This is a genomic window from Paenibacillus xylanexedens (assembly GCF_017874615.1).
Taxonomy (GTDB): Bacteria; Bacillota; Bacilli; order Paenibacillales; family Paenibacillaceae; genus Paenibacillus; species Paenibacillus xylanexedens.
Window position 1 is genome coordinate 240,514 of record NZ_JAGIKV010000006.1, and the last position, 12,677, is coordinate 253,190.

Sequence of the window (12,677 nt, forward strand, 5' to 3'; positions counted from 1 at the left end):
CGGGTCAAGGAGTCTCACACCAAAAGTGCATGTTTTCCCCTCACTCGCCAAGTTATGCGAATTTAATTTTTATTAAAGAATCGGGAAAGCTCTCCCTGAATGAGAGATACTTGTCCTGGTCTCTTACCTGATACAAGCTGCTGCTTCAGCAAGCGGTGCAACTGCGTATCGGACAGCTCTCTGCGTTTAACTTCAGTATCTGGCGTGATAACTGTAGCTTCCTCGGATTCTTTTGAAACAGGATTCATCACTTGTTTGATGCCCGCGATGTTAACTCCTTTTTCAATCAAAGCCTTGATCTCTAGCAATCTCTCTACGTCATTAAAAGAGAATAACCGTTGATTACCTGACGTTCTCGCAGGAACGATCAAGCTGTGCTGCTCATAGTAACGAATCTGACGTGCAGACAGATCCGTAAGTTTCATTACAATACCAATTGGGAATAAGGCCATATTTCTGCGGATTTCATCACCCATGTTCATCAACCTTCCAGTCATCTATTCTTCACCTTATTGTACATTTAGTTATTACCAAGTGTCAATGACGTGTTAGATAAACTCACAATAATTTACGATCTTTCATAGTCTGTAACGCCATCAAAACGCCATATTTGACATGAGAGTACGTTAATCCGCCTTGCATATACCCGATATACGGCTCCCGAATAGGCGCATCGGCTGATAATTCCAGACTTCCACCCTGTATGAACGTACCTGCCGCCATAATGACAGGGTGCTCATAACCAGGCATATCCCACGGTTCAGGAACCACATGACTATCCACAGCTGCTGCACGCTGAATCCCCTGCACGAAGGCGATCAGATGCTCGGCAGAGCTAAACTTAACAGCCTGGATCAGATCTGTGCGAGCTTCATTCCAGGCGGGTTTGGTTACAAATCCGGATTCAGCAAACATCGCAGCAGCAAACGTACTTCCTTTGATAGCTTGTCCTACAATTGTCGGTGCCATGTAAAGTCCTTGGTAGATGCCACGTGTTGTCCCCAGCATTGCTCCCACCTCTCCCCCAATTCCAGGGGCTGTCAGACGATAAGCTGCCAACTGTACGTATTGTTCCTTCCCACATATGTATCCACCGGTTTCCGCAATGCCTCCACCAGGATTCTTGATCAGTGATCCGGCCATCAGATCAACTCCGACTTCTGTCGGTTCACGTTCCTCCGTGAATTCACCGTAACAATTGTCTACGAATACGATGACATCTTCCTTAAGCTCTTTAACACGCGTAACCATGTCAGCAATCTCAGCAACACAGAAGGATGAGCGCCAGTCATAACCACGTGAACGTTGAATCCCAATGACTTTTGTAGCCGATGTAATGCTTTTTTCAACTGCTGCCCAGTCCACTCCACCTTCATCAGTTAAGGCCGTCTCACGGTAACCGATGCCAAAATCGCGTAATGAACCTGTACCATCACCGGGTTCGCCAATAACTTTATGCAATGTGTCGTAAGGCTTACCCGTGATGTACAATAATTCGTCACCTGGACGCAAAACTCCAAAGAGAGCTGTACTAATCGTATGAGTACCTGAAGCAAAATGAGGACGCACCAACGCGGCTTCCGCGCCGAAAACATCAGCATATACTTCATCAAGTACTTCACGCCCACGATCGTTATAGGCATAACCTGTTGAACCTGCAAAGTGAAAATCACTTACTTTCCGCTGTTGGAAACAATGAATCACCTTCCATTGATTGTGATCTGTGATCCGATCAATCTGTTGCAGTTGTCCTTCAATCCGACGCTCCACTTGACGTTGAAGTTCAGATATTTCTAAATCAAAGCTTACCATCTTACTTCATTCTCCTTCATAGCACGAATCTGACGTCGAATAACCATTACCGTGTAACTTATCACATCAATATGTCATGAATATTACAATTCAATGAATTCTTCAAGCATATAACCAAATTTCTCATATTCACCTTTTTGCAATTCAACTTCATAAATGACATCATTCTCTTCAAAGCTGGTATCCACAACATCACCAATTTTATAGAGTACCGATGTAAGATCACCACGTTCTGCCGGAATACGGAAGCGCTTCGTATCACCTGTCAGCTCTGTCTGAATGAATTCACGGATTTTAAGCAGATCCTCCGAGTCTAATGCGCTTACTTTAATATGGTCTTTATCCAATGGAAGCATCTCAAGCTGCTCTGGTGTGCACGCATCTTTTTTGTTATACAGGACTAACTGCGGCTTGTCCCCTGAACCAAGTTCTTGCAGAATCGTATTAACCGTCCGCATCTGATCTTCACGCATAGCTGATGAGGCGTCCACAACATGCAGGATCAGGTCTGCTTCATTCACTTCCTCCAGTGTTGCACGGAATGCTGCAATCAGATCATGCGGTAGATTTTGAATAAATCCAACCGTGTCGGTAAGTACGATTTCTTTTCCACTCGGAAGTTCCATCGTACGTGATGTAGGATCCAATGTAGCGAATAGCTGATCTTGAATATACACATCTGCAGCCGTCAACTGCTTAAGCAAGGTTGATTTACCGGCATTGGTATAACCAACAAGGGCTACCTGGACAATACCTGTTTTTTTACGGCGTTCACGATGCAATTTGCGATGACGAGTCAATTCTTCCAGATGACGCTTCAGATCATCGATACGACCACGAATGTGACGGCGGTCTGTCTCCAGTTTGCTTTCCCCTGGGCCTCTTGTTCCGATTCCGCCCCCGAGTCTGGACAGGTTCTTACCATGCCCCGACAACCGTGGCAGCAAATAGCTATGTTGAGCTAATTCCACTTGAATGATACCTTCTCTAGTGTTGGCCCGTTGTGCAAAGATGTCCAAAATCAATTGGGTACGGTCAATAATTTTGAGATCGAGGGTTTCTTCCAGATTACGAACCTGTGCACCTGACAATTCCTGATCAAAAATAGCCGTAGTTGCTCCAAGCTCCTCCGCGATTGCACGGAGTTCTTCTACCTTACCTTTACCAATGAACCATTTGGTATCACGTTTTTCCCTGTTCTGAGAAAGTACACTTAGCACTTCCACTCCAGCTGTCTCGGCAAGTTTCACCAGTTCCTCTAAAGAGTACTCAGGGTTGATACCTGTACGTTTTACATCATCCGTAACAAGACTCACCAAGACGGCGCGATCTTTTTTGACCATATCTGTATCATGTGTACCATTTGTCATGTATATGTTCACTCCCTCTAATTATTAAATTAATCCGTTGATATACATTGCCACGAATATGCCATGGCATGCCTTAAGCCGAACCGGTTGGCCCGGCCGGCTGGTGTAAAAACTATATTATCGCTTACTTTCGCTCAAAGTTCAAATCCTCTGTACGGATTGTCATCAGCTCCAGTTTTCCTGGACTGCCTTCCGAGTATTGTTCCAACAAACGAACCGCCTGATGCCTGATCGAACGCTCAATGGCATTACGAACGTATCTGGCGTTACTGAACGCATGCAGCGAATCATTTTTTTCCTGAAGCAAATGCTGCTTTAGCTTGAGTATGGTCTGTGGCATTAGAATATAATCACGCTCTTTGGCCATAATCTCAGAGATTTGAATCAACTGATCAATGCTATAGTCTGGAAACTCCACTTGAATGGGAAAGCGGGAAGGTAATCCGGGATTGGTCTGAAGAAAAAAATCAATCTCATCTGAATAACCAGCCAATATGAGAATAAACTGATTTTTGTTATCTTCCATTGATTTTACAAGCGTATCAATAGCTTCCTTTCCAAAATCTTTCTCTCCCCCGCGGGCCAAACTGTAAGCTTCGTCAATGAATAATATCCCACCGAGTGCTTTCTTAACCAGATCTCTTGTTTTCTGCGCCGTGTGACCGATATATTCTCCAACCAGATCCGCACGCTCTACTTCAATAAGATGACCTTTACTTAACACACCCATCTTCTGAAAGAGTTTGGCAACGATCCTCGCTACGGTGGTCTTACCGGTCCCCGGATTGCCTTTGAAGATCATATGATACACGTGCGCACCACTAAGTAAGCCTACTTCGGTACGCATCTGAGCAATCTGTAGGAAAGCATAGATCTCAAACACCAAGTCTTTGATATTTTCAAGTCCAACCAGTTGCTCCAATTCACCCTGTATCTCCTGGAAGTGCGCATGTTTGGTTATACTCTTGGCTGCCTGTACTGCCGCTGCTTCATCTTTGACCAACATCTGAGGTTCCTGGTTACGCAACACAATATTAATTTGTCTGGATGGTCTGCCTCCTGGTTGCTCTCCTGCAGCCATGACCCGTCCGTTCATTCGCCATCACCTCTATTTTATCGGGCTGAACTCTCCTGATTATTAATGTATTCTATCAGGTGCTCCAATATTAGAAGGATCATGAAGAATTCTACGGATAAGTAGATGTCTCAAATCTGAATGTTTTTTCGAAACTCTCCGTTCTCAAACAAACTCGGCCTATGCTTCAGTGATAACTGAAAGTATGGGAATACATGTGCATCAATGGCATGCAGCAGTTCCTTTGCCGTCTTGTTAGCCAAGTCATAATCACCCGTTGTAATATGCTTCCGTGACAGTGCATCTTCAAGCTCATCTTCATCCAGCAAAAATACTTCTCCATCTTTCAGTACAACGACATCCAGATACAGGTCATCAAACCAAGGAACACCCTGATCGGTTATCCCCTGACTACGACATGTATCAATGTACCACTCTACAATCCGTTCCTGATTGTCAAACATCGCTGTAACAACAAAGTGCTCTCCCTTCGGATAGTATTGCAGCCAGGAATAACCTTTATCTGCGATACAGAAGGTACTGCCTCCATAAGTTTTCCACAGAGGTTCTTTCAAATCCTGTATGGTGTACAACGTAATATAACCTGTGAAAATTTTGGATTGAACGAACCGGCATGTGAATTGTCGGTTCGTAATCCGGCGCCAGTTCGCGCGATCCCCGAATTTCCGTTTCATACGAACCCCTCTTTGCCGACTACAGGTCCGTGACCTGCTCTGATGTTATTGGTGAACAATGTAATAACGTCCGCCTGATGGATTCCAGCGCTCTGGGCCCGCCCTTGCACAACGTATTACGAATAGTTACAGCTTACCATATTTAAGGTTTACACTCAAAATCAAGCTTTGTCCCACCTATTCATCAAATCAGCTTCCATTACAGTTGATTCCGTGTAACACAAAAAACTGCTTCACCGGTTTTCCGGGAAGCAGTTTTTTCAATGTAGTTATATTGTAGCTATTTAGTGATTCATTGGCTTAGCCGCCGGTTCCAGCTTGAGAATCTGCAGGTGCATCTGTCCCTCCAGTATCCCCACTTGTTCCGCTGTCCGGAGTTACAACCTCGCCTGGCGTTGTTACGGCCCCATCATCGGGACCTTCACCATTTCCGCCAGGATCTGTTGTGCCCTGACCAGGTGGGGTCGTATTGCCTTCCCCAGGTTGACCGTTTCCGCCGTTATTACCACCGTTGCCATTGTTTCCGTTATTACCATTACCATTTCCGTTGTTGCCATTTTCATTTCCATTACCGTTATTACCGTTCGAGTTGCCATTATCCGGTGTACCATTGTCCGGATTCTCCGTACCTGGCTGCTCAGGATCTATCTCTGTTCCAGGGTCTATACCAGGATCAGGTTCCTCCGGCGGTACTTCCTGCGCTTCAATCATCAAGGAGATGGTGTTGGAAGGATCCGTCTCAAGTCCTGATGCCAAGTCGTAAGCTGTCACATAGTACTCATAGGTTAGACCAGGCAACGCACTTAAATCTTGTGCATTGGTCGCTCCAATTGCATCAATGAGATGAGTGAACTGCGCTTCAGATGTTTCTTTCCGATAAATTCGATATTGCGTACTCGCGTCACCCGTTCCAGTCCAACTCAGGGAGACGGTCTGTGCATTTGGATCGTATGATCCACTCAGCCCACTAACGGACAGAGCCGGCTTTTCTGGTTCTTCTACTGGCGGAGGTGCCTGCCCTCCAGCTGGTGCTTTGAATTGCTTCACTGGAACGCCTTTTAAAGCATCTCCCATGACTTTGGCAAAGAAAGCTGCCGACAGCTTACTGCTGTTCTTAAGCATATGATTGGCATCCGGATTGTCATAGCCCATCCAGACTGCCGCAGTCCATTCCGGGGTGTATCCAACAAACCATACATCACGGTTGGCACTGTTGCCAGAGATACCACTTTGAACTGTTCCAGTTTTACCCGCTACCGGACGATCCAAACGTGCTGAACGTCCCGTACCGTCATTAACGACGTTCTGCAGCATCTGTGTGAGCTGATACGCATTTTGCTCACTCATGACACGCGTTGTGTCCGAGTTATCATGTTTATAAGTGGTTTTGCCTGCGCTATCCTTGATTTCTTTAATCGCATAGGCTTGTCGGTATTCTCCGAGGTTGGCAAATGCACTATAGGCCTGCGCCATTTCTAGTGTATTTGTACCTTTACTTAGACCACCGAGGGCAATCGCCAAGTTTTTGTCTTCATCTGTCAGCTGTATACCTACACTCTTGGCAAAATTAATGCCTGTGTTAACGCCTATTTTATCAAGCAGCCAAACCGCAGGAATATTTTCCGACTTCGTAATGGCTTCCGTCATACTGATCGTTGAAGAATATCCATGCAAGTTACCAGGACAATAGTTACCAAAACATTGCTTCGCATTACTCAGCGACGAGTTGGCACTGTAATTTCCTGATTCAAGCGCCGGTGCATAAGACACAATCGGTTTAAAAGCTGAACCTGGTTGTCTTCGACTCTGCGTTACACGGCTATAGCCTTTAGTCTGATAATCCCGTCCACCCAGGAGGGCAACGAGACTGCCATTCTCGTGGTTCATGATAACCATGGAGCCTTGAACCTGTTGATCGTCTTTACTTGCCTCGAACAGACTATCCTCTGTGAAGGCAGTTTCCATGGCTGTTTGAGCCTGAGCATCCATAGTTGTATAGATTTTGTATCCACCGATATTCAGATCATCTTCCGTTTTGCCTGTTACACGTTCAGCTTCACGGAGCACATAATCGATAAAACCTTGGTACTTCCTGTCTTTCTCTGGTCGCTTGTAGTTATAGTTAATCTCTTTTGCTTCGTCCATCTCCGCCTTGGTAATGTAGCCTTGTTCATACATCAGCTGCAATACCACACCTCGACGTGCTTTTGAGTCGTTTGGATTGCTCACCGGATTATAGGCAGAAGGCCCTTTTGGCATAGCTGCCAATGTAGCAATTTGCCACAACTTCAACCTCTTGAGATCAGTAACTCCAAAGTAAAATTCAGATGCTGCTTTAATTCCGTAACGCTGATGACCGAAGAAAATCCGGTTCAGATACATCGTCAGGATTTCGTCTTTTGTGTACTTGCGCTCTAATGCCATGGCAATCGATACTTCCGTTGCTTTACGGAAAAACGTCTTGTCACGGGACAAGAACATGTTCTTGGCAAGCTGTTGGGTTAGTGTACTACCACCTTCCACCATGGAACGAGCCATGACGTCCTTAACCGCCGCACGCCCAATGGACCAGATATCCACACCTTGGTGATCGTAGAAGCGTTTATCCTCCGTCGCAACAAAGGCTTGCTTCACCAGCTCAGGAATATCATCTTCTTTGACAGGGTCCAGCTTCTGAATGGACAGTTCCCCCATTAATTGGCCATTGCGATCATATACTTTTGAAGTTTCATTAATTGTGGTTTTGTCCTTGTTGGCTTTGAGCAGATTTTCACCACTCACCATAATAAATAAATATCCGCCTAGTGCACAGAATATGGCAATTGCCATTGTGAAAAACAGTGTCCATCCAACGCGTTTACCCGTAATTTTTTTCTTTTTAGAGGTCTTTGGCTTCGCTTTTTTGGGTGACTTATTATTGTTGTTGCGATTGTTAGACCTCGACAACGGATCGTTTGGCATGTTACCTCCTGACTCCCTTTCGGTTGCATAATTTCTAATCGTCTGTAGGCTTAGGCATATAATAAACATATTTTGCCCGGAATGAAAAGAACAACCCTTTATATTCAGGTTGCTCTGTTTCAATACCTATACTTGTAGACGAAATGGTTGGTGAAAAGGTTTCGTAATTTTTTTAAGCTTCGCCGCTGTTATCTTGCTGCATCAGCGATACGCTGCGTTGCGGCGTGAACGTGGAGATGGCATGCTTGTAGACCATTTGCTGGCGTCCGTCGCTGTCAATGACGATCGTAAAATTGTCAAATGCCTTGATCGTCCCGCGGATTTGGAAGCCATTGGTCAGATAGACCGTAGCAGGAATATTTTCTTTCCGCAGTTGGTTCAAGAACGTATCTTGGATGTTGATGGACTTGTTCATTAGCCGTACCCCCATTGGTTCATTTGAATTCGTGTTCAAGTAATATTCAATATCGCTGAGTAGCTTTCGTGCTATTATATCATGAACAGTTTCATATAATCCACAAAAACCCCTTGTCTACTATTTTACACCCATTCTTGGCGAGGAGAACAAATAGAAGACTTATCCATTATACACCGCTTGTCAGTTTTGCAAAAGAGGGACAAATTTTTCATTTCAAAGCACATTTATTCGTTGTTTGGCGAATGCTTAATCTCTACCATCTGTTCTAGTGATAAGTAAAAACCTCTATCCTTTTGATGACTAAAAGGTAGAGGTTTACATATCTTGATCTAATCGACGCCTGTCAGAAGAATACTAACAATCGCTCAAATCAATCAAATTTCCGTGTAATCAATTCACTTATCTGCTTGTATTTCCCTTCAAAATCCTGGGTATCCGTCATGTCCACCCATTCAATATCCTTCATATGGCGGAACCAGGAAAGCTGCCGTTTGGCAAACCGACGTGTATCCCTCTTCAACCACTCAACCGCAGCTTCCCAACTCACTTCCCCTTGCAGGAACGCTGCAATCTCCTTATATCCCAACCCTTGCATGGAAATATGACCTCTGGCCACTCCGCGTTCCAACAAGGATTTCACCTCATCTACCAGACCTTGTTCGATCATCAGATCAATCCGCTCTTCTACCCGGGCGTACAACTTCTGCCGATCCATTGTCAAACCAACAATAAGAAGGTCATAAGGCGACTCTTTCTTCTGTACTGCCAGCTGATCAGACCACTTCTCTCCTGTGAGATGATGAATCTCAAGCGCACGTACAATTCGCCGTTGGTCATTCGGATGCAGACGATCCGCACTAACGGGATCAACTTCCCTCAATCGATCATGAAGGGCCTGAGCTCCATTTAACTCCGCATAGCTGAATTGTTGCTCCCTGAACGCTTCGTCCGAACCGCTATCCGAAAATTGGAAGCCGTAACATACTGATTCCACATATAGACCGGTGCCACCAACAATAAAAGGCATTTTACCGCGTTCATGGATTTCACTAATCAATCGTGTGCAACTCTCCTGAAACTCGGCCACAGAATACGGATACTCCGGTTCATGGATATCAATGAGATGATGGGGTACACCCTTCATTTCTTCAGAGGTAATCTTGGCAGTTCCGATATCCATTTCACGATATACCTGCATCGAATCTCCTGAGATAATCTCACAATTGAAAGCTTGAGCAAGCTCGATGCTCATTCTTGTTTTGCCTACTGCTGTTGGTCCAACCAACACAAGCAGTTTAGGTTTTGGTTTAACTTCCACTTTCAACATTAATCACTCCGTACAGGGTTTTTGCATTCGCCCGATCAAGTATTTTAAATCCGAGCCTGTCAAACTCCGCGCTGCCGCGCTTTTCTTTCATGACTACCCGTTTACGGGCAACCCGTTTCGCTTCCATAATGCTCTGTTCATCCAGCGCGTGAGCATTTGCATAATCTCGCAAGGGCTGTATAGCACTTGAATCCATCATCGGTTCACGGAACATGGGGTCAAAATATACGGTATCACAGCTTCGATCCGGCATGGAACGCAGCAACTCAAGATGATTCGCATGATGCAGCTCAATACGCCGGAAAGCTTCATTTACCGCTGGCTTGATCGTCTCATATTGAGACATCCCCTCCACTAATAGTGTATATAGCGGAAGAGAGCTCTCACATGCAATCACCCGTCCACTTTTGCCCACTGCAACCGAGAACACCAGTGCATCCGTGCCCAGTCCGGCTGTACAATCGATGATGGTATCCCCTTCATTCACCGCCCCCGCCTCCAGCAGTGGATCAGGTTCTCCTCGCAATATACGTTTGGCACGAACAAATCCCATGCTGGGGTGGAACTCCAGCAACGGTGAATCCTTCCGAAATAGACGCACTTTACCCTGGAGTACAACCAGAACCTCCTCCGCCTCATAGTGTTCAATCATCATGGGCAGAGACATTTTATTACGGCGCACGTAAGTACCCCCTGTTGTTTCAGCAAGGTTTCGGGCCCGCTCCACAAGTAAAGCCGCTTCCTTTTCACCGGTTGTAATATACATAGATTCCTCCTAAATAGCTACATAACACGTTTGAACAATTTTTCCAGATCATATGTTGAAAATGAAATCACAATCGGCCGCCCATGTGGACAAGTGTAGGGCTGACGACATGAACCCAGACGCTGAATCAACACTTCCGCTTCCTGATCGGTCAGCTTTTGGTTCGCTTTGATGGACGCCTTGCAGGAGCACATGATCGATGCAGCTTCTCGCATCTTGGCGACATCTATGCTGCGTTCACTCAACACCCACTCGGACATTTCTTCGATAATGTCTTTCTCGTCCCCTTTGGGGAACCAGAACGGATGGGAACGCACGCGGAACGTCTGTCCACCGAAATGCTCCAAATATACACCCGCCTGTTCGAACCAGGCCAGCCTTGTTTTCAGTTTTTCCGTCTCCGAAGGTGTAAATTCCAGCGTAATCGGCAGCAGTAACTCTTGTGAGGCCTGGGCAGGGTTACCAAATTTCTCGTAATAGTACTCATAATTTACGCGTTCATGAGCGGCATGCTGATCAATCAAATATAAACCTTGGTCATTTTGCGCGATCAAATACGTACCATGATGCTGTCCGATCAGACTCAGCTCCGGAAATGCGGGCATGGATGCATCCGATTTGATGGCAGCAGCAAGTTTAGTGGCATCAGGAAGACCTGAAGTTTTCCACGTCCGTTCACTTCGCGTAACTGAAGACGGATTATACGATGAACGTGCTTCCCTAACCGGTGAATATACGGAATCGGAGCGATACGTAGCTGGTTTGCCTTCAGCCAGCGGTTTCTCTGTTGCTCCACGATCCCCACCATCTTGAGAAGAGAGGTCAGATTTGGGAACAGTTTCGGTAGAACTTGTACTTGAACTTAAACTTGTACTTACATCCTTAGTGCCTTCTTGCACGTTAACGGATGTCTGCCCCCCGTCATGACTAGCAATCTTCTGCAAAATATCCCCGTTCCAACTTTCTAACTGCACAGGGGGGTGTGTAATCTCAGGTGGAGCTTCTGGCAACGGCACTGTCTGTCCCTGTTCAGATACCGGTTGTGCTGTGGACACATCCGCCGGAGCATCCAAATCCAGATCATCATCTTCGGCAGTCAACTTCAGCGGTGCAGCAGCAGGTTTCCCCAGTGGACCTTGTTGCCCATATCCTTCTGCATCAGATGCATCTTTCAGCGGACCACGTGGAAAGAGGAATTGTTCCTGAATAAAGGAACTATCGTCCCCACGTCGAATCTGCTGTTTTTTGACCTGTGGAATCAGTACCTCCTGCCGGAGTATCCCCCGCAACGTCGTCTCTATGAATTCATACAGTTCTGGTTCCTTGCTAAAGCGAACCTCCAACTTGGCCGGATGCACGTTCACATCCACAAGAGATGGGTGCATCTCCAACTGCACCACGACAAGTGGGAAGCGATTGATGGGCAGCAAGGTATGGTAGGCTTTGAGAATCGCCTGATTGAGACCGTAATTGCGAACAAATCGCCCATTAACAATCGTTGACATACCATTACGATTCGCTCGTGTCCATTCAGGCAGGCTGATCAACCCGCTCACTCGGTAATCCAGACTTTCTCCCTGGATGGGAAGCATCGCTTTCGCTGCACTTGTACCATAGACCGCTGCAACCACTTGCAGCAGATCGCCGTTACCCAACGTTTGAAGCAACACATTCTCATTATGGCGTAGTCTGAACGAAATGTTTGGATGAGACATCGCCATCCGGTAAAGGACATCTGATATATGTCCCAGTTCCGTCTGGATCGTTTTCATATATTTGAGTCTGGCAGGTGTATTGTAAAATAGTTCTCTCACTGCAAAATCTGTACCTTGGGGTGAGGTTGCATCTTCATGAGAGACAAGGTTTCCGCCTTCAATCAGGATGCGGCGTCCTCGCCCGTCATTGTCACTTGCCGATAATACCTCTACCTTGGACACTGCGGCAATACTCGCCAAGGCTTCGCCACGGAATCCAAGACTTGTGATCTGAAACAGATCTCGGCCATGGGCTATTTTGCTGGTCGCATGACGATAAAAGGCCGTTTCCATGTCCTCTGGCTCAATACCTGTACCATTATCTTTGACACGAATACTGAGGAGTCCGCCCTCTTCCACCGTCACTTCAATCTTGGTGGCGCCTGCATCCACCGAGTTTTCGAGCAACTCTTTGACAACTGAAGCAGGCCGTTCGACCACTTCACCCGCCGCGATCTGGTTGGCAATGTGTTCATCAAGCACATGTATTTTCGCCACA

10 protein-coding genes are annotated in these 12,677 nt (G+C 46.1%); all 10 read right to left on the bottom strand.

Annotation, left to right across the window (positions count from 1 at the left end; genetic code table 11):
* Window positions 1-62 precede the first annotated feature (62 nt).
* The 10 genes from J2Z28_RS10430 to mutL all read right to left on the bottom strand — a co-directional run bounded on the left by J2Z28_RS10430 (window position 63) and on the right by mutL (window position 12,676).
* Complete coding sequence (locus tag J2Z28_RS10430) at window positions 63-476, bottom strand: MerR family transcriptional regulator (protein ID WP_017687924.1); 414 nt, start codon at window positions 474-476, stop codon at window positions 63-65.
* Between the two features lie 82 nt (window positions 477-558).
* A complete protein-coding gene (locus tag J2Z28_RS10435; protein WP_211082423.1) occupies window positions 559-1,812 on the bottom strand; it encodes a methionine gamma-lyase family protein in 1,254 nt (417 codons plus the stop codon).
* An 83-nt stretch (window positions 1,813-1,895) separates the two neighbouring features.
* Complete coding sequence (hflX, locus tag J2Z28_RS10440; protein ID WP_076317601.1) at window positions 1,896-3,182, bottom strand: GTPase HflX; 1,287 nt, start codon at window positions 3,180-3,182, stop codon at window positions 1,896-1,898.
* 124 nt (window positions 3,183-3,306) lie between these two features.
* Entirely contained in the window at window positions 3,307-4,278 is a 972-nt protein-coding gene (locus tag J2Z28_RS10445) for an AAA family ATPase (protein ID WP_211082424.1), read from the bottom strand.
* Window positions 4,279-4,388: 110 nt separating this feature from the next.
* Window positions 4,389-4,952, bottom strand: a complete 564-nt coding sequence (locus J2Z28_RS10450) for a ribonuclease FAU-1 family protein (RefSeq protein WP_211082425.1) — start codon at window positions 4,950-4,952, stop codon at window positions 4,389-4,391.
* Window positions 4,953-5,252: 300 nt separating this feature from the next.
* Window positions 5,253-7,913 carry a PBP1A family penicillin-binding protein gene (locus J2Z28_RS10455; protein WP_211082426.1) on the bottom strand — a complete coding sequence of 887 codons (2,661 nt, stop codon included), beginning with the start codon at window positions 7,911-7,913 and terminating at the stop codon, window positions 5,253-5,255.
* Window positions 7,914-8,085: 172 nt separating this feature from the next.
* Window positions 8,086-8,328, bottom strand: coding sequence for an RNA chaperone Hfq (hfq, locus tag J2Z28_RS10460; protein ID WP_017687918.1), 243 nt, complete (start codon window positions 8,326-8,328; stop codon window positions 8,086-8,088).
* A gap of 373 nt (window positions 8,329-8,701) precedes the next feature.
* The gene (gene miaA / locus J2Z28_RS10465) at window positions 8,702-9,658 is read right to left on the bottom strand and encodes a tRNA (adenosine(37)-N6)-dimethylallyltransferase MiaA (protein ID WP_244988211.1); all 957 of its coding nucleotides are present in this window, start codon (window positions 9,656-9,658) and stop codon (window positions 8,702-8,704) included.
* Window positions 9,639-10,424: a class I SAM-dependent methyltransferase gene (locus J2Z28_RS10470; RefSeq protein WP_211082427.1), complete on the bottom strand. Its 786-nt coding sequence runs from the start codon at window positions 10,422-10,424 to the stop codon at window positions 9,639-9,641. Before J2Z28_RS10470 ends, miaA begins: the two co-directional genes overlap by 20 nt.
* A 17-nt stretch (window positions 10,425-10,441) precedes the next feature.
* Window positions 10,442-12,676 (bottom strand): DNA mismatch repair endonuclease MutL, encoded by a 2,235-nt coding sequence (mutL, locus tag J2Z28_RS10475; RefSeq protein WP_211082428.1) that lies wholly within the window; start codon window positions 12,674-12,676, stop codon window positions 10,442-10,444.
* Between the last annotated feature and the right edge of the window lies 1 nt (window position 12,677).

Excerpts from the sequence above, each read along its gene's own strand:
- J2Z28_RS10430 (WP_017687924.1), bottom strand. The coding sequence starts at position 476 with ATGGGTGATGAAATCCGCAGAAATATGGCCTTATTCCCAATTGGTATT.
- J2Z28_RS10435 (WP_211082423.1), bottom strand. The coding sequence starts at position 1,812 with ATGGTAAGCTTTGATTTAGAAATATCTGAACTTCAACGTCAAGTGGAG.
- hflX (WP_076317601.1), bottom strand. The coding sequence starts at position 3,182 with ATGACAAATGGTACACATGATACAGATATGGTCAAAAAAGATCGCGCC.
- J2Z28_RS10445 (WP_211082424.1), bottom strand. The coding sequence starts at position 4,278 with ATGAACGGACGGGTCATGGCTGCAGGAGAGCAACCAGGAGGCAGACCA.
- J2Z28_RS10450 (WP_211082425.1), bottom strand. The coding sequence starts at position 4,952 with ATGAAACGGAAATTCGGGGATCGCGCGAACTGGCGCCGGATTACGAAC.
- J2Z28_RS10455 (WP_211082426.1), bottom strand. The coding sequence starts at position 7,913 with ATGCCAAACGATCCGTTGTCGAGGTCTAACAATCGCAACAACAATAAT.
- hfq (WP_017687918.1), bottom strand. The coding sequence starts at position 8,328 with ATGAACAAGTCCATCAACATCCAAGATACGTTCTTGAACCAACTGCGG.
- miaA (WP_244988211.1), bottom strand. The coding sequence starts at position 9,658 with ATGTTGAAAGTGGAAGTTAAACCAAAACCTAAACTGCTTGTGTTGGTT.
- J2Z28_RS10470 (WP_211082427.1), bottom strand. The coding sequence starts at position 10,424 with ATGTATATTACAACCGGTGAAAAGGAAGCGGCTTTACTTGTGGAGCGG.